The following is a 19,531-nucleotide window of genomic DNA, read 5'->3' as shown; positions in this document are numbered from 1 at the left end:
CCAGCTTGCGAGGGCAGATTCCCGGAAGATCGTATCAGTGCCGTTGCGGTCATCAATGGCCAAAACAAAGGCGGCCCTCCGAAATCGAAGGGCCGCCCCAAGGTCATTCCGCGAGGGAATAGGCAGATTGGCTTAGAAGCCCATGCCGCCCATGCCACCCATGCCGCCCATGTCCGGCATGCCGCCGCCAGCCGGCGCATCCTTCTTCGGAGCTTCGGCGATGGAGGCTTCCGTCGTGATCAGCAGGCCAGCCACCGAGGCAGCGTTCTGCAGAGCCGAGCGGACAACTTTCACCGGGTCGATGACGCCCATGGCAACCAGGTCGCCATATTCTTCGGTCTGGGCGTTGAAGCCGTGCGAACGGGTCTTGGTCTGCAGGATCGTGTTCACGACCACGGAACCTTCGACGCCGGCGTTTTCGGCGATCTGGCGAACCGGGGCTTCGAGTGCCTTGCGGACGATGTCGATACCGGCCTTCTCGTCGTCATTGTCGCCAACAACGTCGATGTTCTTGGAGGCGCGGAGCAGGGCCGTACCACCACCCGGGACGATGCCTTCTTCGACAGCAGCGCGGGTTGCGTTCAGGGCGTCGTCGACGCGGTCCTTACGCTCTTTCACTTCGACTTCGGTCGCACCGCCGACCTTGATCACGGCAACACCGCCAGCGAGTTTCGCGAGGCGTTCCTGCAGTTTCTCACGGTCATAGTCGGACGAGGTGTCTTCGATCTGCTTGCGGATCTGGGACACGCGGGCCTCGATGTCTTTCTTCTTGCCGGCGCCGTCGACGATGGTCGTGTTGTCCTTGTCGATGGAAACGCGCTTGGCTTTGCCCAGCATGTCCATCGAGATGTTTTCCAGCTTGATGCCGAGGTCTTCAGAGATGACCTGGCCGCCGGTGAGAACAGCGATGTCCTGCAGCATGGCCTTGCGGCGGTCGCCGAAGCCCGGGGCTTTCACGGCAGCGATCTTCAGGCCGCCACGCAGCTTGTTGACCACCAGCGTTGCGAGCGCTTCGCCGTCGACATCTTCAGCGATGATCAGCAGCGGCTTCTGCGACTGAACAACCTGCTCCAGGATCGGCAGCATCGGCTGCAGGCTGGACAGTTTGGACTCGTGAAGCAGGATGAGCGCGTCGTCGAGTTCGGCGATCATCTTGTCCGGGTTGGTGATGAAGTACGGCGACAGGTAGCCGCGGTCGAACTGCATGCCTTCGACGACGTCGAGTTCGGTTTCCAGCGACTTGGCTTCTTCAACCGTGATGACGCCTTCATTGCCGACTTTCGCCATGGCTTCAGCGATCATCGCGCCAACTTCGGTTTCACCGTTGGCGGAGATGGTGCCGACCTGGGCGATCTCTTCGTTGGTTTTCACCTTCTTGGCGTGGTGAGCGAGGTCGGACACGACTTCGGCAGCTGCCTTGTCGATACCGCGCTTGAGGTCCATCGGGTTCATGCCGGCGGCGACGCGCTTCATGCCTTCGCGGACGATGGCCTGGGCCAGGACCGTGGCGGTCGTGGTGCCGTCACCAGCGACGTCGTTGGCCTTGGAAGCGACTTCGCGCAGCATCTGTGCGCCCATGTTCTCGAGCTTGTCTTCCAGCTCGATCTCTTTAGCGACGGTGACGCCGTCCTTCGTGGTGCGCGGTGCGCCGAAGGATTTCTCGATCACAACGTTACGGCCTTTCGGGCCGAGGGTGACCTTCACGGCGTTGGCCAGCGTGTCGACGCCCTTGAGCATCTTTTCGCGGGCATCAGCGCCAAAAACTACGTGTTTTGCAGCCATTTCGAGTTTCCTCTTTGAATTTGCTGTTTTTCTGGAAAGCGGTCAGGGGCGGAGATTACTTCTCCAGCACACCCATGATGTCGCTCTCTTTCATGATGAGCAGGTCTTCGCCGTCGATTTTGACTTCGGTGCCGGACCATTTGCCGAACAGGACGCGGTCGCCCTTTTTCACGTCCAGCGCGATGACTTTGCCGTCGTCGCCGACAGCACCTTTACCGACTGCGACGATCTCACCTTCCTGCGGCTTTTCCTTGGCCGTGTCGGGGATGATGATGCCGCCCTTGGTCTTTTCCTCTTCCTTGACGCGACGTACGACGACGCGATCGTGCAGGGGACGAAGTTTCATGGCTTTTGCCCTCTAGTCTTTGAATGCGAGTTTGAATTGATCTCACGGGAGCCAGCGGACCGCGCAGGCGAATTGGCACTCACCCTTGCCGACTGCTAGCGGTGGTGCGGACTTAGGGCGCGGACCGGAGAGCGTCAACTGGATCATTGCAAATTTTTTGCGATTTGCGGCGGCTCGATCCGGCCGCGGGGCCGCCGGAATGCGCAAACGGTTGCAATTTTAGCGGTCGTCAGGTCCGGCCGATTTCAACCCCTTGCCAAAGTCTGAAGCCGGGATGGTAAATTTGCCGGCGCGCCTTGCCGGGATAGTAGCCTATACATGCAATAACAACTGCACATTCCGGCAGGATGTCGGATCGAATGGGTAGGAGACGGTGGCCGATGGGTGCTTTTGCGCGGGACATGAAGGATTCACTGACGTTCTTCGTCTTTGTCGCGACGACGGCGCTTTGTTTGTCGTTCACCTTCTCTGTTTTTGTGTATCGCCTGGGCGTGCTGGAAGATCCGCAACGGTTCCTGGTGGCCAACCTCGTCGTTGCGGTCTGTGTCGCCATTCCGACGGCGACGATCGCGTCCCAGCACGAGTTCGAGCTGAAGCGCTACCAGCGCCAGCTTGAATCCCTTGCGTCGACCGATCCTTTGACGGGCCTTCTGAACCGCCGGTTCTTTCGTATTTCGGCTGAGGACGAGATGCATCGCCAGCGCCGGGCTGGCGGCATGGCAGCCATTGTCCTTTTTGACCTCGACCAGTTCAAACTGGTCAATGACCAGTACGGCCACCAGGCAGGTGACGCGATCCTGAAGCGGATTGCCGAGATCGCCTATTCCGAACTGCGCGGACCGTTCGACAAGCTCGGCCGCTGGGGCGGGGAGGAGTTCGTTGTGCTCCTGTCCAACGTCAACCGCGACCAGGCCTGGCTGGTCTGTGACCGGCTTCGCGAACGTCTGGAGCGGACCGAGATCGAATATAACGGGCAGATGCTGAAAGTGACCGCCAGCTTCGGTTTCGAAATGCTGACTTCCGACGCCTCGCTGGATCGGGTGCTGGAGACGGCCGACCGTGCGCTCTACGTCTCCAAAACCACCGGCCGCAACCGCGTCACCTATGCCGGTCCGCGTCTCGCCGCGACGGCCTGATCCCTCCGGGCTGGATTCCTGCGTCCCTGCACGGCATGAATGCGTGAAGGGGGATTTTCCATGGAAATCGGCAACACCAGAGAGATCGACGACGCGATCCGCAAGGCGCAGCCCCTGAGCCTGCTGGCGCGCCAGCGGCCGGAATTCGCCGATGTGGAACGGATCTGGGAAACCGAACTCGCGCCTGAGCTTGGTGCCCGCGAAGCGATCCGGAAGCAGACCATATCCCGCGCCAAATCCCGCACCCTGATGGGGGTATTCGCGGCCTTGCCGGTCGTGATCGTGATGATGTTCCTGTCTGGCGGGTTCGGCTTCTTCTTTCCCTTGTCCTTCTTTGTCGGTGTCATCATCGTCGTCGGTGTCTCGGGGTTCGACTGGCTGAAAGTCTATTCGCTGAAGTCCCAGACCAAGGACCTCATCCTCAAGACCGCCTGCAAGCCATTCGGCTTCCACTATGAAACCCTGCATCCGGATCTTTCCGGGATCGAGGATTTCCAGTCGCTGAAAACCCGCGGCAAGGAATTGATGGAAGCCATCAACGGGCCGCAATCCAGCAAGGGGCGCACCATCTCTACCGTGTTCGGTGACATCCAGGTCACCACCCACGATATGTCCGGCAGTCCGCCACCCACTCCGGCCTATCAGGTGCTGAAAGACGCCGCGCTGCTGCCGGGCCACAGCCAGCGCAAATTCGAAGACCTGATCGAGGGCGAACGGGCTGGCGCAAAATTCGCGCTCGTCGAGGCGAAACTCGATACCGGCGGCAAGAACAGCCAGACCGCTTTTCAGGGCATCCTGATCCACATCGAATATCCGCAGCGCTTTTCCGGACGCACACTGATGGCCCGGTCCGGATGGTGGAAGCGCGGCAAGGGGGCGGGCGACCTGAAAAAGGTAGACCTGATCTCTCGCGAACTGGACGAGGCCTTCACCGTCTATTCGAGCGATCAGGTCGAAGCGCGCGCCTTGTTCTCGCCTGACCGGATGGAACGTCTCATCGCGCTGGAGCGCCACTTTTCCGGCGGCAAGCTGCGCGGCCTGTTCGATCAGGGGCATATGACGCTGGCGCTGGAGGCCGACAACCAGTTTGAAGCCGGTTCCGTTTTCAAGCCCTTGGTCGACCCGCGCCGCTTTTCCACCGCGCTTTCCGAACTCGGTCTCGTCTGCGACCTGATCGACGGCTTCCTCACCCGCGAATGGGTGCAGGGGCGGATCTGACGGGGACGGCCGCGCCAGGTCGCTCATGATCCGTTTTAGTCCGGCTTAGTCCGGTATAGTCATGGCTGGTCATGCAAAGTCATGGCGTAGTCATTTTTCGTGCTTCGCTAGTCATGCCTCAATTCCAGGAGTGGACAGACCGGCGCCAATCCCTCACCTCCCACGCCCTTGCGGGCGCGGGTCCCTCCTCTCCCGGAGGGAGAGGGGTTGTTCTTTCGAGATAGCAAACCTGTAGCGGTGGCGCCGGTTTCACCCCTCTCCCGCTCGCGGGAGAGGAGGGGCCCATCGCGCCAGCGATGGGAGGTGAGGGCCTGCCTCTATCCACCCCATAAATCCTTCATGGCAATCTCCGCGCCATGACCGACTGCAGCGCTTTCCTCCTCCAGGCCTTCAACACGCTCGCCCGCGCAATCGCCGAGACAGGTGTGAATGTGGACCTCTATAAGACGCCTGAGACCATAGCGAAATCGGTGAATCGGCGTGTGCGCACCGAGCTGAAGCGGCTGGCCGTGCTGCTCCGCCGTCTGATCTTCCTGCTGGCATTGCAGATGGATCTCGCGCCTCTGAAGCCACGCATCGGCAGCAATTATTACGCGCCCAAAAAGGAAGAGGCGGACTACCGTTACATCTTCACCATGGTGCCCGCGCCATCCCGGCCGTGTCCGCATTTCCTGAAAGGGCCGGTGACAGTGCCGTCTCGCGGGCCTGTGCCCGCCGCGCCGCTGATCGCGCGGTGGCAGGCAATGCTGGACACGCTGAAGGATCACAAGCGTCGAGCGAAATGTCTCGCCCGCACGATCCAGCGCTGGCAGGCCGCGGGCGAAGCCCGGCCCCACGTGCCGCCAATCCCGAACACGCACCGGATGCCGGCTGCCGTCGCCCTCGTCTCCGGTGGGCTGACGGTCCAGTTGCTTGAGGCGCTGAAACGCTGGCCCGAGCCCGACACGAGCTGAGTTCAAAGACAGTCAGGACTTTTGCCGGAGCGCGGGGGCGTCTCCGGGCGAACGTGCTGGCCGCGCGACTTACGAAGCCTGATTGAACACGCTGAACGCCTCATCGGCGATCACACGTTCCTCATTGGTCGGAATAACGAAGGCTTTTACCTGACTGTCCGGCGCCGAGATGCAGGCGGCGTTTTTCGCGTTCGCCTCATCTGACAGGGCCAGCCCCATCCAGCCGAGACGTTTCGCGACCGCGGCGCGGATTGAGGCATCGTTCTCGCCGATACCGGCGGTGAAGACGAGCGCGTCCAGCCCGCCGATGCTCATGGACAGGCGGCCAATCTCCCCGGCGATGCGCAGGGTGAACAGGTCCAGCGCCTCCTTCGCCCGCGGATCATCGCTGGCCTCAAGCTCCCGGCAGTCGGCACTGATCCCACCAGACACACCTTTCAGGCCGGACTGGTGATAGAGCATGTCCTCCACCTCTTCGACGGGCCTGTGTTCCTGTTGCAGCAGGTGAAGGATCACGCCCGGGTCCAGCGCCCCGCAGCGGGTCGCCATCGGCACGCCGTCAATGGTGGAGAAGCCCATGCTCGTATCCTGGCTCTTGCCGTCCAGCATCGCGCAAAGGCTCGCGCCGCTGCCGAGATGGGCGGCGATCACGCGTCCGGCCGCGGCTTCCGGGAAGTGGCGGCGGAGCTCGGCGGCGATGAACTTGTAGGACAGGCCATGGAAGCCATAGCGCTTGATGCCCCGGTCATGCACCTCGCGCGGCAGGGCAAACCGGCGGATCAGTTCCGGATTGGTCCGGTGGAAGACCGTGTCGAAGGAGGCGACTTGGACAAGTTCCGGCCGGACCTGCCGCATCGCGCGGATCAGCCGAAGCGCCTGCGGCTGGTGCAACGGCGCCAGGATGGAAAGCGCTTCGATCCGGGCGAGGGAACCGTCGTCGATCAGGACCGGGCCATCGAACTCGTCCCCGCCATGCACGACGCGGTGGCCGACACAGATCAGTTCACTGAGGTCGTAATGTCCGGAAATCCAGTCCAATGTTTCCGCCATCACATCGTTGAGGTGGTCGGCATGATCAGCTTTGAGTTCGACATCGAATACGGCCTTGCCTTCGACGAGGTGGAAGGTGAGCGGGCTGTGCCGGAAGTCGATCAGCGCATGGGCGATCCGATCCAGCCTGTCGCCTTCGATGCTGAAGAGGCCGATCTTCACGGAGGAAGACCCGGCATTGAACGTCATCAGCAACGGGCCGGACATGTCAGCTGCCTGACTTGGTATAGGTCATGCCGACACTCAGCCGGGCGAGCGCCGCCGAAGCCATGCGGGCCGTCAGCGGATCGGCCCGGCTGGTCAGCACGATCGGTACGCGAGCACCGAGGATCAGACCAGCCGCGATGGCGTCGGCGAAATAGATCAGCTGCTTGGCCAGCATGTTGCCGGCTTCGAGATCCGGCACCAGCAGGATGTCCGCCTGCCCGGCGACGGGGGAGACGATGCCCTTGGTTTTCGCGGCGGCCATGCTGATCGCATTGTCGAAAGCGAGCGGCCCATCGACCCGCGCGCCGGAGATCTGCCCCCGCGCTGCCATCACGGTGAGCGCGGCCGCATCCAGCGTAGCAGGCATGTCGGCGTTCACGGTCTCGACCGCGGCGAGCACGGCGACCAGCGGTTCCTCAACGCCCAGCTGGTGCAGCAGGTCGACCGCGTTCTGGCAGATGTCGCGCTTCTGATCGAGGGAGGGGAGGATATTGACGGCGGCGTCGGTCACGATCAGCGGCTTGTCATAGGCCGGGATGTCCATGGCATAGACATGGCTGATGCGGCGTTCCGTGCGCAGGCCGGAATCGTGGGCCACCACCGCGCCAAGGAGTTCGTCCGTGTGGAGACTGCCCTTCACAAGAACGGAAACCTCGCCGCCGACAGCCATCTCCACGGCTTTGGCAGCAGCAGCGTGGCTATGCTCGGTTTCGATAATGTCGAAACCATCCAGCGATACGCCAGCCTCTTCGGCGGCGGCTTCGATCTTGGCGCGCGGACCGATCAGGACGGGTTCCAGCAGGTCCTCGTCCCGTACCTCGACCGCGCCCTGAATGGCGATGGGGGAACAGGGGTGAACAATCGCCGCCCGGACGGTAGGCGAGGCCTTTGCCCGTTCTATGAATGCATCGTAGCGGTCATGCCGGCGCAGGCGGATGCCCGGCATGTGCTTGCGTTTGACACGGACGCTGTCTTTCGGCGCGATGACCGTCGCCTCGCCCTTCAATACGGTCTCGCCATCCTGATTGGTGCAGACCGTTTCCAGCCGGACGAGGCGTTTCTTGTCCTGCTTCTCCAGCACGGACACGGTGGCAGTGACGGTGTCGCCGGGAAAGACGGGCTTGGTGAAGGCGATCGTCTGGCCGAGATAGATGCAGCCGGGACCGGGCAGGGTGGTGCCCAGCACGGCGGAGACCAGCGACGCCGTCCACATGCCATGGGCGACCGGCTTGCCGAAAATGTCCTTTGCGGCGAATTCGGCGTCGAGGTGGGCCGGGTTCACATCGCCGGAGACGAGGGCGAAAAGTTCGACGTCATTTTCGGTGACGGCACGCTCCAGCGAGGCCGTATCGCCCACTTTGATCTGGTCGTAGGTGCGATTTTCGAGAAAGGCATCGATCATGGGCAGGGACTCCTACCTCTGGAATACATAAGTTCCGGGGGCTTCTTCAAGCGCGGGATAACCCTTACGCGCTGCGCCGGTCCGCGGCGGGCGGACAAGGCCAGCTGAGGAATGCTTCGCCAGCCACGCGCTCCAGCCGGTCCACCACGAGCCGGTCTTCTCTGTCGAAGCTTCGAGCCACTGGTCCGGGCTGAGGATCTGATCCCGGTGACGGTGGTGCGCGATGCGGTAGTGACGGCCATTGTGGCCGGGCTCGCTGACGATGCCGGCATTGTGCCCGCCATTGGCGAGGGCAAATGTCACGTCCGTGTCGGCCAGCTGATGGATCTTGTAGACCGACCGCCAGGGCGCGACGTGGTCGTGTTCCGTGCCAACCGCAAAGACCGGCACGCGAAGCCCCTGCAGGGTGACGGGCCGGCCATCCACCATGAACCGGCCATTGGCGAGGTCGTTGTTGATGTAGAGCTTTTTCAGATACTCCGAATGCATCCGGTAGGGCATGCGGGTCGTATCGGCGTTCCAGGCCATGAGGTCGAACATCGGTGGCCGTTCGCCCATCATGTATTCCTTCACCATACGCGACCAGAGCAGGTCGTTCGACCGGAGCAGCTGGAACGCGCCGGCCATTTCGTCTGCCGAGAGGAAGCCGCGGTTCCACATGATGCTTTCCAGGAAATGCATCTGGCTGTGGTCGATAAAGAGGGCGAGTTCGCCGGGCTCGCTGAAATCGGTTTGCGCCGCCAGCAGCGACACCGATGCGAGCCGGTCATCGCCATCCCGCGCCATGGCCGAGGCCGCGATGGAAAGCAAGGTCCCGCCAAGGCAATAGCCGGTTGCGTGCACTTTGCGGTCCGGGCAGACCGCATTGATCGCTTCCAGCGCATCCATCACCCCCATGCGGCGATAGTCGTTCAGCGACAGATCGCGGTCATCGGCGGAGGGGTTGCGCCACGAAATGGCGAAGACGGTGAAGCCCTGTTCGGTCAGGTATTTCACCATCGAGTTCTGCGGCGACAGGTCGAGGATGTAATACTTCATGATCCAGGCCGGCACGATCAGGACCGGTTCGGCATGAACCTCCTTGGTCGCGGGCGCATACTGGATCAGTTCGATCAGGTGATTGCGGAAGACGACGCGGCCGGGCGTGACGGCGACATCCTCGCCCGGAATGAAGTCCTCGGTGCCGACCGGCGGCTTGCCCTGGATCTGGCGGCGTACATCCTCACGCCAGTTGTTGAAGCCGGCGACGAAGTTCTGTCCGCCGGTCTCCCGTGTCCGCTCCAGAACTTCCGGATTGGTGAAAGGATTGTTCGAGGGGGAGAAGACGTCCAGCAACTGGCGGGCAACGAAAGAGACAACTTCCTCATGATGCGGACTGACGCCCGGCACATCATGCGTGAGGTTATGCCACCATTGCTGGGTCAGCAGGAAGGATTGCGACCAGACGCCGAAAGGCTGCTTGCGCCAGGCCGGATCCCGAAAGCGGTTGTCACCGGGCAGCGGCTCGATACAGCAATCGGCTTCTTCCTGGCCCATCGTGGAAAGCAGGTAGGCCGACAGGCGGTTACTTTTGCGGAAGGCTTTCTGGATCATTTCCAGCTGCTTGCCGGGTGCGGATTGAAGGTGGAGCGCCCAATCCATGTAAGCAAGCGCAAGGGAGGCGGGAGAGACGCCGCTGGAAAAACGGCTGATCAGCATGTCCCGCATCCGGTCCATCGCCTCAAACGCCTCCTGGCGCGCTGCATCTGGATCGGCTGGTTGGGGTTGCGGGGCGGTATAGAAACCTTGCTTGTTCTTCGGCGTCTTGGACATCGGGCTTCTGCTCCGGGGCCATTCGCTGGCCAGTTCGACACAATCCTATCAGCGAAATGTGCGCTCTTGCTTAACCCGCCAGTTGGAAATCCAACAGTTTTAAGGTCTTGCGGCAGAAAGGAGCGCCTTTCCGCGTTGAATTGTGCGCTGCAGCATGCACGCGGCAGCCTTTACGTCAATTCGGACAGAATGAAGCTTTAGTCACGGGGCGGGCAGCGGCGGTCCGATCTTATTCGTCTTCCGGGGGAGGCGTGCCGCGGTTCATCCATGCGAACAGGGGCTTCAGCGGAAAAATCCACGCGATGCCGGCGACAACGTAGAACACCAGTTCTGACCAGCGCGGCCAGCCGGATGTCATGCCGCCGATAGTGGCCGCCAGTACGATGTATGCAAACAGGTAGACCAGAAGGATCAGGGCGGTGAGGGGTTTGCGCATGAATGCAGTCCTTTGTGCAGATGCGACCCCGCAGACCCTTGCCGCGCGGCAACCTCACGTCAATTAAAGCGCATGAGCGAAACCACAATCCCCCCCGCTGCTGCCGTCTGGATCCGCCGCTGGCTGATTCTGGTAGGCCTCATGGTCTATGCGATGATCCTGATTGGAGGGGCCACGCGTCTGACCGATTCCGGCCTGTCGATTACGGAGTGGGACCCGATCAAAGGCGCGATTCCGCCACTCTCGGCCGGTGCATGGAACGATGCTTTCACGAAATACCAGGGCACCGCGGAGTACCGTTACATCAACCACGGCATGTCCATGGCTGAGTTCCAGCAAATTTACTGGTGGGAATGGGGGCACCGTTTCTTCGGCCGGATGATCGGCCTGGTCGCCGTTCTCGGTATTGCTGTTTTTGCGGTCCGCAAATGGCTGACGCGGCCGCTGCTGTTGCGGCTTCTGGGGCTTGTCGTGCTGGGCGGGCTTCAGGGCGCGATCGGCTGGTGGATGGTATCCAGCGGTATCGGCGAGACGACCCGGGTGGATGTCGCGCCTTACCGGCTTATGACGCACTTTATTCTGGCGCTGCTTATTATCGCGATCGTCAGCTGGTTGTGGCTGGATCTCGGTAAACGCGAGCGCAGCCCTGCCAGCCGTGTCGTGCGAGTGACGGCGAAGTTGCTGCTGGTGGCGGTGTTCCTGCAAATGGCGGCTGGGGCGCTTGTTGCCGGACTGGATGCCGGGCGCAGTTATAATGACTGGCCGCTGATGGCGGGAGAATTCTTCCCGTCACATTATATGGAGGGCGATCTCGGAATTCGCAGTCTGTTCGAGGGACGGGCTGCGACGCAATTCAATCACCGCATCATCGCCTATGCGATATGGGCGGCAAGCCTGATTGTGGCGTTCATGCTCCGGAAAACCGCGCATGGACGCAGCTTCATCACCTTTGCCGGTCTCGTCAGCCTGCAGGCCCTGTGGGGAATCATGACGTTGCTGCACGCCGCGCCAATGAACCTCGCCCTGCTTCACCAGGCCATCGGCGTTGTGGTGACGCTGGCGGCCGTCCGCCTTGGCTGGCTGACGGCGCGCCCCGATGCGTCGGCTTAGTCTAGTTTGAGCCGGTCTGCGCGTCCGGCAGGGTAATCGGGCTCGGATCGATAAAGACGACCTGGCTCTTGCCGGGCTCAATCTCACCGGCCAGCGCAATTACGCCGCCGGGATATCCACCCGACATCATGGTCCCCATCGCCGCCATGGCGACCGGCTTGTCCGGGGCGTAGACGCTGAGGCCGTCACGGATGCTCACATCCGATGTGGTTATGCCGAAGTCGGTGGAGATCTTAAGGCCCGAATCCGGTTCCAGAGACAGAAGGGCGGAGACCTTTCCGCGGATCAGGGGTGCGGCAGCGATGGCCCGCGGCGAGGCGACCAGCGTGTCGGTGGTGTAGGCGCAGGACTCGATCGGAAAGTCGGTGAAGGTGGATTCGCCGCGTTCCCATGTCAGCTCGCCATTGCTTTCCTTCACAATACCGGCCTGCAGCACCCGATTGTTGCCGAGGGTCCAGAAGGCAAGGCGCATGATGCCCTCGGTTCCTGCCGGGCCGGAACAGAGGCCCTCGGCGAAGGTCTCGCCATCCACCGAAAGGTCAACCTGGGCCGGGGCGATGAGGCCGTCGCCGAACACATAGGCTTTGACCTCGCCTTCGCGGTCGATCCCCGGGAAAACGGTCAACGTACTGCCGGCAATATTGGCAGCTTGGCCGCCCGCTAGCGCTTTGACGCGGAAATTGGTTGGTTCGCCGATCCGTTCGGCTTCCATGTCGAAAAACTGCAGGCCGCCGGTGTCATAGGCAACAGCCAGAATCCCCCGGGAGCCACCTGACAGGGCGATTGCGGAGACCGGTGATTCCAGCGTACGCGTCGACCAGACGGCCGGAAGCACCACATCTGCAGTGATTGCAGAGGATTCCGGGGGGGATTCCGGCGCCTGTTCCGGCTTGCTGCAGGCCGCCGTGGCAAAAAGCAGGGCAAGTCCAAGCCCTGCGTTGACAACGGTGGATGTGGCGCTTAAACGCCAGCGCTTGAATTCCATTCCATGAACTCCGAAAGCGAGAGGCTCTGAGTAGAGCGATGAAAACCTATAACGCACCCGTGGACGTCGAGAATAAGTGGGTCGTGATCGACGCGACTGATGTCGTTGTCGGACGCCTTGCTTCTTACGTCGCCAAGCGCCTGCGCGGCAAGCACCGCCCTGACTTTACTCCGCACATCGATACCGGTGACCATGTCATTGTGATCAATGCGGAAAAGGCCAAATTCACTGGCAACAAGCTGACCGACAAGGTCTACTACCGCCACACCGGCCACCCGGGCGGCATCAAGTCGACCACTGCCGGCAAGATCCTTTCCGGCCGCTTCCCGGAGCGCGCCATCGAGCTGGCTGTCAAGCGCATGCTGCCGAAAGAAAGCCCGCTGGCCCGCAAGCAGTTCTCGAAACTGCGCGTCTATGCCGGTGCAGAGCACCCGCACACGGCCCAGACCCCCGAAACCGTCGACTTTGCGTCGATGAACCGTAAAAACGTCAAAACGGCCTGATCATTATGACCGACACTGCAAACTCCCTCCAGGATCTCGGCACCATGACTGGTGACGAAACCGTCACTGCCGCTCCGGAGACCCTCGCTGAACCGAAAATCGACGCTCAGGGCCGTGCTTACGGCACCGGCCGCCGCAAGGAAGCCGTCGCCCGCGTCTGGATCAAGCCGGGTTCCGGCAAGATCACGATCAACGGCCGTGATCAGGAGCAGTACTTCGCGCGCCCGGTGCTGCGCATGGTGATTGCCCAGCCGCTGATCGAAGCTGGCCGCGAGACCGAGTTTGACGTGATCGCCACCGTGAAAGGCTCCGGCCTCATGGGTCAGGCTGGCGCTGTGCGCCACGGCATTTCGCGCGCCCTCGTCGCTTACGAGCCGGGCCTGCGCCGCGTGCTGAAGCCGTTCGGCTTCATGACCCGCGACCCGCGTGTCGTCGAGCGTAAGAAGTACGGTAAAGCGAAAGCCCGCCGTAGCTTCCAGTTCTCGAAGCGCTAAGCCGCATCCGGTATATTCTTTTCGGGCGGGCGCTTCGGTGACGGAGCGCCCGCTTTTCTTTTGTCTTGCGTTTGCAAAGGGACGGGAACGCAATGCTGCCCAAAGTATTCATTGATGGCGAAGCCGGCACGACCGGGCTTCAGATTGCCGATCGGCTGAGGGGCCGGTCTGATCTGGAATTGATTTCGATTGATCCGGACAAACGCAAGGATAATGACGAACGCGCGCGTCTGATGAACATGGCGGACGCCGTGATTATGTGCCTGCCGGACGATGCGGCTCGCCTCGGCGTCTCGCTTGTGACCAGCCAGAATACGGTCATGATCGATGCGTCGTCGGCCCACCGGACAGCGCCAGGCTGGACGTATGGCTTTCCTGAGATGGACAAGTCACAGCGGGCGTCCCTGCGCGCGTCCCGGCGGATCGCCAACCCCGGCTGTTACCCGACCGGCATGATTGCCCTGATGCGCCCGCTGACCGGGGCGGGTCTCGTGCCCACATCCCTGCCGGTGACGGTCAGCGCAGTCTCAGGCTATTCCGGCGGCGGCAAGGCCATGATCGCCGAATTCGAGGAAGGCGGCACGCCGGACAATCACCGCATCTACGCCCTGACCCAGAAGCACAAGCACCTGCCGGAAATGAAGCGTTTCGCCCGGCTGGATCATGCGCCGATGTTCCTGCCGTCTGTTGGCCGGTTTGCGCAGGGCATGCTGACCCAGATTGCTTTGCCGCTATGGGCGCTGCCGGGCAAGCCGAAACGGGCGGACCTGCATGCCGCGCTGGCAAAGGCCTATGAGGGCGAAGCCTTCGTGAAAGTGGCGTCGCTGGCCGAATGCGATGCACTGAGCGGGCTGGAACCGGAAGCGTGCAATGGCACCAACCGGCTGGAGCTGTTTGCTTTCGGATCTGATGAGGAAGTCCGTCTCGTTGCCCGGCTCGACAATCTGGGCAAGGGCGCGTCCGGCGCCGCCGTGCAGAATCTCAATATCGCGCTTGGACTTGATGAAGAGGCGGGGCTGGAAGCCTAGAGCGGGAGCTTGATGTCCGCGAGGCGAACCTTGGCATAGTTGCCCGGCGCTGCGCCGAGACCCATGTCCTTGGGCTGCTTTGCCTCAACCTTGCGGCCAGATTTCGGGCGAAGCCAATCCCACCAGGTCGGCCACCAGGAGCCGGGAATTTCTTCGGCATTCTCCAGCCACTCACCACCCGTTTCAGTCAGGTCCGGGTTCAGCCAATGCTGGTATTTCTTCGCGTCTGGATGGTTCACCACGCCGGCAATATGTCCGGACCCTGACAGAACGAACTGCGTGTCGCCGCCGAAGACGAGGGCGGTGCGATACACGCTTTCGAACGGGCAGATATGGTCGTCCTTGCTGGCCTGCACCATGACCGGGATCTTCACCTGCTTCAGGTCGACTGTTTCTCCCAGCACGTCGAAGCTGCCGGTCGCCAGGCGATTTTCAGCGTAGCAGTCCTTCAAGTATCGTTGGTGCACCTTGCCCGGGATATTGGTCTGGTCGGCGTTCCAGTAGAGCAAGTCGAACGGGCGGGGCGCCTTGCCCAGCATGTATTCGTCGATGACGTAGCGCCAGACGAGGTCGATCGGGCGAAGCCAGTTGAAGGTCTCGTACATCATTGAGCCAGGCATCACGCCGCCATTTTCCTCAATAATGCCGTCGATGTATTTGCGACCCGGCCCGTCGGTGAACACCTTCAGGTCACCCGCCAATTCGAAATCGGATTGCGAGGCGAAGAAGGTGGCAGACTTCACCTTGTCGTATCCGGTCTTGGCCATGTGGCCGAGCGCGGACGACAGCAAGGTCCCGCCAATACAATAGCCAACCGTGTTGACGCCGGTTGCGCCAGATGCCTGCAAAGTCGCCTCGATGGCGGCGTAAGCGCCTTTCTGGACATAGTCGTCCCAGGTGTAGTCCTGCGTGATCTCGTCAGCCGAGCGCCATGACACGACAAAGACCGGTACGCCTTTATCGACCAGCCAGCGGATCATCGAGTTCTTTTCCTGAAGGTCCAGGATGTAGAACTTGTTGATCCATGGCGGGAAGATCAGCAGCGGACGGGAATAGGTTTTTTCCTGCGACGGCGCGTAGTGGATCACCTCGATCAGGTCGTTGCGGAAAACCACCTGGCCTGGCGCGGTCGCGATATTCTCGCCCAGTTTGAACGGGGTTTCATCGGTCTGACTGATATAGAGTTTGCCGCCGCCCTTCTTGACGTCGGCGCGGGCGAGGCGAAGGCCCTCCAGCACACTCTGGCCGCCGGTTTCAAAGAAGGCGCGCAGGGCGGTCGGATTGGAGCCCAGATAATTGGTCGGCGAGAGCGTGTCGGTTAGCAACTGGGTAAAGAATTTTGCGCGCAGCTGCAGGTTTTCCGGGATACCCGGCGCCTGATCCGCCAGGCTGTTCATCCAGTTGGCATTCACTTCGTAGGCTTTGCGGATGAAGCGAAAACCGGGATTGGTGGCCCATTCAGGGTCGGAAAAGCGCTTGTCCTTGTCTTTTTCGGGTTTGCCGGAAATCGCCTCCAGCGACATTTCCTGCCACAGCTTCATCCAACTGGTCATGAGTTCAAGGTTTGCATTGAACATGGCGGCCGGATTGGTGGCGAAACTCCAGCCCACAGCGCGGAAGGCTTCGCCCACATTCATCGGGTCGCCCTGGGAAACGGTCCCCAGCGGGCCGGATCCCATCATGACATCCGCCAGCAAGCCCTGAGACTCGACGTTTGCCAGCGCAAGCGTCGTCATCAGCATCTGCATACGCGCTGGATCCTGGCTCATCATCAGTTCAGCCAGAGGCGCGGGGGTGTCCTTAATTCGCTCGCTGCCACTCATTCGTACAAAATATGCCTGTTTTAGCTGTCCTTTACTATGCGCCCGAATATTTGTGATTTAGTGAGTCCGAGCATGAAAAACACCGCGATTCCCCTTTTAAGCGTATCTGTGCTGCTCATTGCGGGCTGCACGAACTCTTTTTCGCGTGTTCGCGAGGCAATTAATCAGGCACCCGACTGGTACGATGCCCGCCGCAAGGAAATTCGGGGGGAAGGCTATCCGAAGCTGGCAGAGGTTCAGGAAATCCCTGTCGACCAGCTTCCCGGCAAGACATTGCCTGACTCAGCTGCCCGCGTTGACATATTGCAGGCCTATTTTGACTCTAATGAACGAGCGGAGCCACCCGTGGATGTAGCAGGCCAGATGGCCGTGCTGCTGAAGCGGGTAGAAGCGGAATTCGCGGGACTGCCCGCTGATCCCGATTTCCTGACGCAGGAAGAGATCGCCCAGATCCAAGCTGCGTTCAACGTTCCCAGAGTTACTGAAGGCCTCAAGGTCAAACGCAAATGAATACCGACTTTCACAAGATCCGCCGACTTCCCCCTTATGTTTTCGAGCAGGTGAACCGCACCAAGGCGGCACTGCGCGCAGACGGGGCGGACATCATCGACCTCGGCATGGGCAATCCGGACCTGCCGACTCCGAAGCACATCGTCGACAAGCTGTGTGAAACGGCGCATCGGCCGGACGTTAACGGCTATTCTGCCTCGCGTGGCATTCCGGGACTGCGCCGCGCGCTGACCGATTATTACAAACGCCGTTTCGATGTGAAACTGGACAAGGACCGGGAGGTGATCGTCACGCTAGGCTCCAAGGAGGGGTTCGCCAACCTTGCGCAGGCTATTTCGGCTCCGGGCGACGTGATCCTGGCGCCGGACCCATCCTATCCGCTGCACCATTTCGGCTTCATCATCGCGGGCGCCTCGATCCGTGGCGTGCCGGCCCAGACGCCGGAGCAATACCTGTCGAACCTCGGCAAGGCCGTGCACTATTCTGTGCCGCCGCCGACGGCCATGGTGCTCTGCTATCCGTCCAACCCGACGGCAGCTGTCTGCGACCTCGACTTCTACAAGGACGCCATCAAGTTCGCGAAAAAGCATGAGCTGTGGGTCCTCTCGGACCTTGCCTACAACGAAATCTATTTCGACGAGCCTACGCCTTCGATCCTTCAGGTCGACGGGGCAAAGGATATCGCGGTCGAGTTCACGACCATGTCGAAAACCTATTCCATGGCAGGCTGGCGCATGGGTTTCGTGGCTGGCAATGAAAAGCTGATTGCCGCGCTCGCCCGCGTGAAGTCCTATCTCGACTACGGTGCCTACACGCCAATCCAGGTGGCCGCTGTGGCCGCCCTCGACGGCCCGCAGGATTGCGTGGATGAGACCCGCGCCATCTACAAGTCACGCCGCGACGTGCTGGTGGAGAGCTTCACACGCGCCGGCTGGCCCGTGCCGAGTCCGGCAGCTTCCATGTTTGCCTGGGCGCCGATCCCGGAACAACTGAAGCATCTCGGCAGCCTCGAATTCGCGCTGCAATTGATAAACGAGGCCCACGTTGCCGTCGCCCCAGGCGCTGGCTTCGGCGAACATGGCGACGGCCATGTCCGCATCGCTCTCGTGGAGAACGAACAACGCATTCGCCAGGCCGCCCGTAACATCCGGAAATTCCTGGAAAAGCGCGGCGTGAAAGAAATCAAGCCGGCGGCGACTGCGGCGGAGTAACCGCTTCATTGGCTCCGGTTCCTTTGTCTTAAAATCGGAACCGGGGCTTCAATCACTCTGTGTGCTCCCCCGCGAGAAACCCGGGCACACAGCTTACCTCCTTGCATGGCGTGAATTCGACGTAAGCCTCGTCGAACCTGAATGTCGTCATATCCACGCCAAAGGGCAGCAGCCGTTCGCGAATTTCGCTTGCTTGCGGGTGTGAGTCTACCCAGCGAACGATTTCGCTGGCTTGACCAAATGTCGCTTTATTCATGCGCTCCAAAAGGCTTGTGAGCGTGTATGCGGTTTCGGATGCTTTATAGAGATCCCGCATCATATCCCGGAACGTGTCCGGACTTTCTGCCGACACCGTGGCATCCAGCAACAGTGCGACTAATGATCCGCCCCCATAGACCAGTTCCCAGTTTTCGCCCTTGTTCGTGCCGGCATCGGCAAGAGAGATGCCCGGCGAGCGGCGCTTGGCAATTTCGTACCGGCGTAGAATGTTCGCAATGCGCTGCTTGAGCATTGCCTCGTCCATCAGGCCCGCCTGATACATCAGTTTGATCGTCAGGTAGTCTGTAAACCCCTCCGTGAACCAATATATTTCGTCTGGGTCTGCGCCGTGGATGGCGCCTGCGCCGATCCACAGGTGCATGATTTCGTGACCAAGGGTGTGAGACCAGGTGATCTTGTCGGCTGGTGATATCGGGGTCGCTATCCGCATCGCAAAGCTGTTCTGGAATGCGCCGCCATCGGACATTGTGTCAGTGAATAGAAACACAGAATACTTGTCTTCCGGGGAGCTGCCAAAATACTCTATGTATGTTTGCGGAACAATTTTGAGGAGTTCGGACACGCCGTCGGAAATCACTTTTGCGTCACTGGAGGCAAGCATGTCCACCGTTAAACCCGGCAGTTCCGCCCGTGCCGGTTCAGCAGGCCCGATGACAAAAGCATTCTGAGCCAGGTTCCACGGGTTGGCTGCAGTGATTGTTTGGTCTTCCAGTTTCCACGGTGAGGTGATGTGCCAGTCTTCCGGCACATCGAACTGAACCGTGATTGGGCAGGCTGGCGCGTCATAATCGATCAGAAAAAATGCATGCCCAGCGAAAAAGAACGAATTGTCGAACCGGGTGGCCACCTCGTCCTTGCCCGGGCCGCCGATCCCCCAGTCGACTTCGTCATGGTCCGCCCGCACTTCATAAATTACGCGCGACACGCCGGATTCACCCACCGGCTTCCAGGCGCCTTCGCCGATGTAGTCAAGTTGGACAACATCGCCTGAAGCGCTGAATCCCTGAAGATTGCGGATGGATTCAGCTTGTCCCTGCGGCCGCTCTTCTATGGGAAAAAAGAACAGATCAAGTTGTGAGGCGGGCGACGAGAAATCCGCTTCAACCCTGAAGGTGTCTGCATCCTGTATCTGAACGAGGTAGCTGGCAGCAGTCGGGCAGTTATCCTGAGCCGACGCGCAACCTGAAAGTCCCAAAGCCAGAATGGGCAGAAACAAGTTACCCAGGATTCTGCTCAGTTTCATCAT

General features: G+C 60.9%; 18 protein-coding genes. 9 read left to right on the top strand and 9 right to left on the bottom strand.

Annotated features, from left to right (window positions below; all coding sequences use genetic code 11):
* Window positions 1-132 precede the first annotated feature (132 nt).
* Window positions 133-1,782, bottom strand: a complete 1,650-nt coding sequence (gene groL, locus R3C98_RS10125; RefSeq protein WP_371313942.1) for a chaperonin GroEL — start codon at window positions 1,780-1,782, stop codon at window positions 133-135.
* A 55-nt stretch (window positions 1,783-1,837) separates the two neighbouring features.
* Entirely contained in the window at window positions 1,838-2,128 is a 291-nt protein-coding gene (gene groES, locus R3C98_RS10120; RefSeq protein WP_371313941.1) for a co-chaperone GroES, read from the bottom strand.
* A 380-nt stretch (window positions 2,129-2,508) separates the two neighbouring features.
* Here groES and R3C98_RS10115 point away from each other — a divergent pair, with 380 nt between their 5' ends.
* From R3C98_RS10115 to R3C98_RS10105, 3 genes are all read left to right on the top strand, one after another.
* A complete protein-coding gene (locus R3C98_RS10115; RefSeq protein ID WP_371313940.1) occupies window positions 2,509-3,264 on the top strand; it encodes a GGDEF domain-containing protein in 756 nt (251 codons plus the stop codon).
* A gap of 60 nt (window positions 3,265-3,324) precedes the next feature.
* Window positions 3,325-4,482, top strand: a complete 1,158-nt coding sequence (locus R3C98_RS10110; RefSeq protein ID WP_371313939.1) for a DUF3137 domain-containing protein — start codon at window positions 3,325-3,327, stop codon at window positions 4,480-4,482.
* Between the two features lie 356 nt (window positions 4,483-4,838).
* Window positions 4,839-5,435, top strand: a complete 597-nt coding sequence (locus R3C98_RS10105) for a hypothetical protein (protein ID WP_371313938.1) — start codon at window positions 4,839-4,841, stop codon at window positions 5,433-5,435.
* Window positions 5,436-5,504: 69 nt separating this feature from the next.
* On the opposite strand, the gene R3C98_RS10100 is transcribed toward R3C98_RS10105, so the two are convergent.
* The 4 genes from R3C98_RS10100 to R3C98_RS10085 form a co-directional block, all read right to left on the bottom strand.
* Window positions 5,505-6,692 (bottom strand): acetate/propionate family kinase, encoded by a 1,188-nt coding sequence (locus tag R3C98_RS10100; RefSeq protein ID WP_371313937.1) that lies wholly within the window; start codon window positions 6,690-6,692, stop codon window positions 5,505-5,507.
* A gap of 1 nt (window position 6,693) precedes the next feature.
* Window positions 6,694-8,094 carry a bifunctional enoyl-CoA hydratase/phosphate acetyltransferase gene (locus tag R3C98_RS10095; RefSeq protein WP_371313936.1) on the bottom strand — a complete coding sequence of 467 codons (1,401 nt, stop codon included), beginning with the start codon at window positions 8,092-8,094 and terminating at the stop codon, window positions 6,694-6,696.
* A 12-nt stretch (window positions 8,095-8,106) separates the two neighbouring features.
* Window positions 8,107-9,906, bottom strand: a complete 1,800-nt coding sequence (locus R3C98_RS10090; RefSeq protein ID WP_371313935.1) for a PHA/PHB synthase family protein — start codon at window positions 9,904-9,906, stop codon at window positions 8,107-8,109.
* Between the two features lie 229 nt (window positions 9,907-10,135).
* Window positions 10,136-10,342: a DUF2842 domain-containing protein gene (locus R3C98_RS10085; protein WP_371313934.1), complete on the bottom strand. Its 207-nt coding sequence runs from the start codon at window positions 10,340-10,342 to the stop codon at window positions 10,136-10,138.
* Between the two features lie 72 nt (window positions 10,343-10,414).
* Between R3C98_RS10085 and R3C98_RS10080 the strand changes: the two genes are divergently transcribed.
* Window positions 10,415-11,452 carry a COX15/CtaA family protein gene (locus tag R3C98_RS10080; RefSeq protein ID WP_371313933.1) on the top strand — a complete coding sequence of 346 codons (1,038 nt, stop codon included), beginning with the start codon at window positions 10,415-10,417 and terminating at the stop codon, window positions 11,450-11,452.
* Between the two features lies 1 nt (window position 11,453).
* Here the strand turns inward: R3C98_RS10080 and R3C98_RS10075 are convergent, their stop codons facing one another.
* The gene (locus tag R3C98_RS10075) at window positions 11,454-12,437 is read right to left on the bottom strand and encodes a hypothetical protein (protein ID WP_371313932.1); all 984 of its coding nucleotides are present in this window, start codon (window positions 12,435-12,437) and stop codon (window positions 11,454-11,456) included.
* Window positions 12,438-12,475: 38 nt separating this feature from the next.
* Here R3C98_RS10075 and rplM point away from each other — a divergent pair, with 38 nt between their 5' ends.
* From rplM to argC, 3 genes are all read left to right on the top strand, one after another.
* On the top strand, window positions 12,476-12,940 hold the full coding sequence (gene rplM, locus R3C98_RS10070) for a 50S ribosomal protein L13 (protein WP_371313931.1): 465 nt from the start codon (window positions 12,476-12,478) through the stop codon (window positions 12,938-12,940).
* 5 nt (window positions 12,941-12,945) lie between these two features.
* Window positions 12,946-13,434, top strand: coding sequence for a 30S ribosomal protein S9 (gene rpsI, locus R3C98_RS10065; RefSeq protein WP_035584248.1), 489 nt, complete (start codon window positions 12,946-12,948; stop codon window positions 13,432-13,434).
* Window positions 13,435-13,526: 92 nt separating this feature from the next.
* Window positions 13,527-14,462 (top strand): N-acetyl-gamma-glutamyl-phosphate reductase, encoded by a 936-nt coding sequence (gene argC / locus R3C98_RS10060; protein ID WP_371313930.1) that lies wholly within the window; start codon window positions 13,527-13,529, stop codon window positions 14,460-14,462.
* Here the strand turns inward: argC and R3C98_RS10055 are convergent.
* The gene (locus R3C98_RS10055; RefSeq protein WP_371313929.1) at window positions 14,459-16,231 is read right to left on the bottom strand and encodes a PHA/PHB synthase family protein; all 1,773 of its coding nucleotides are present in this window, start codon (window positions 16,229-16,231) and stop codon (window positions 14,459-14,461) included. The genes argC and R3C98_RS10055 overlap by 4 nt on opposite strands.
* A 126-nt stretch (window positions 16,232-16,357) precedes the next feature.
* On the opposite strand from R3C98_RS10055, the gene R3C98_RS10050 reads away from it, so the two are divergent.
* Both R3C98_RS10050 and R3C98_RS10045 read left to right on the top strand, forming a co-directional pair.
* Window positions 16,358-16,795: a hypothetical protein gene (locus tag R3C98_RS10050; protein WP_371313928.1), complete on the top strand. Its 438-nt coding sequence runs from the start codon at window positions 16,358-16,360 to the stop codon at window positions 16,793-16,795.
* Entirely contained in the window at window positions 16,792-18,006 is a 1,215-nt protein-coding gene (locus R3C98_RS10045) for an LL-diaminopimelate aminotransferase (protein WP_371313927.1), read from the top strand. The genes R3C98_RS10050 and R3C98_RS10045 overlap by 4 nt, the downstream gene beginning before the upstream one ends.
* Before the next feature lie 52 nt (window positions 18,007-18,058).
* Here R3C98_RS10045 and R3C98_RS10040 read toward each other — a convergent pair whose 3' ends face one another.
* Window positions 18,059-19,531 (bottom strand): hypothetical protein, encoded by a 1,473-nt coding sequence (locus tag R3C98_RS10040; RefSeq protein WP_371313926.1) that lies wholly within the window; start codon window positions 19,529-19,531, stop codon window positions 18,059-18,061.

It is taken from the genome of Hyphomonas sp., assembly GCF_041398465.1.
Taxonomy (GTDB): Bacteria; Pseudomonadota; Alphaproteobacteria; order Caulobacterales; family Hyphomonadaceae; genus Hyphomonas.
This window is presented reverse-complemented; position numbering and strand designations above follow the sequence as displayed.

Coding starts and splice junctions, on each gene's coding strand:
- R3C98_RS10055 (WP_371313929.1), bottom strand. CDS start 16,231: ATGAGCCAGGATCCAGCGCGTATGCAGATGCTGATGACGACGCTTGCG.
- argC (WP_371313930.1), top strand. CDS start 13,527: ATGCTGCCCAAAGTATTCATTGATGGCGAAGCCGGCACGACCGGGCTT.
- groES (WP_371313941.1), bottom strand. CDS start 2,128: ATGAAACTTCGTCCCCTGCACGATCGCGTCGTCGTACGTCGCGTCAAG.
- rplM (WP_371313931.1), top strand. CDS start 12,476: ATGAAAACCTATAACGCACCCGTGGACGTCGAGAATAAGTGGGTCGTG.
- R3C98_RS10085 (WP_371313934.1), bottom strand. CDS start 10,342: ATGCGCAAACCCCTCACCGCCCTGATCCTTCTGGTCTACCTGTTTGCA.
- R3C98_RS10050 (WP_371313928.1), top strand. CDS start 16,358: ATGAAAAACACCGCGATTCCCCTTTTAAGCGTATCTGTGCTGCTCATT.
- R3C98_RS10045 (WP_371313927.1), top strand. CDS start 16,792: ATGAATACCGACTTTCACAAGATCCGCCGACTTCCCCCTTATGTTTTC.
- R3C98_RS10105 (WP_371313938.1), top strand. CDS start 4,839: ATGACCGACTGCAGCGCTTTCCTCCTCCAGGCCTTCAACACGCTCGCC.
- R3C98_RS10080 (WP_371313933.1), top strand. CDS start 10,415: ATGAGCGAAACCACAATCCCCCCCGCTGCTGCCGTCTGGATCCGCCGC.
- R3C98_RS10115 (WP_371313940.1), top strand. CDS start 2,509: ATGGGTGCTTTTGCGCGGGACATGAAGGATTCACTGACGTTCTTCGTC.
- groL (WP_371313942.1), bottom strand. CDS start 1,782: ATGGCTGCAAAACACGTAGTTTTTGGCGCTGATGCCCGCGAAAAGATG.
- R3C98_RS10040 (WP_371313926.1), bottom strand. CDS start 19,531: ATGATGAAACTGAGCAGAATCCTGGGTAACTTGTTTCTGCCCATTCTG.
- R3C98_RS10075 (WP_371313932.1), bottom strand. CDS start 12,437: ATGGAATTCAAGCGCTGGCGTTTAAGCGCCACATCCACCGTTGTCAAC.
- R3C98_RS10110 (WP_371313939.1), top strand. CDS start 3,325: ATGGAAATCGGCAACACCAGAGAGATCGACGACGCGATCCGCAAGGCG.
- R3C98_RS10100 (WP_371313937.1), bottom strand. CDS start 6,692: ATGTCCGGCCCGTTGCTGATGACGTTCAATGCCGGGTCTTCCTCCGTG.
- R3C98_RS10095 (WP_371313936.1), bottom strand. CDS start 8,094: ATGATCGATGCCTTTCTCGAAAATCGCACCTACGACCAGATCAAAGTG.
- R3C98_RS10090 (WP_371313935.1), bottom strand. CDS start 9,906: ATGTCCAAGACGCCGAAGAACAAGCAAGGTTTCTATACCGCCCCGCAA.
- rpsI (WP_035584248.1), top strand. CDS start 12,946: ATGACCGACACTGCAAACTCCCTCCAGGATCTCGGCACCATGACTGGT.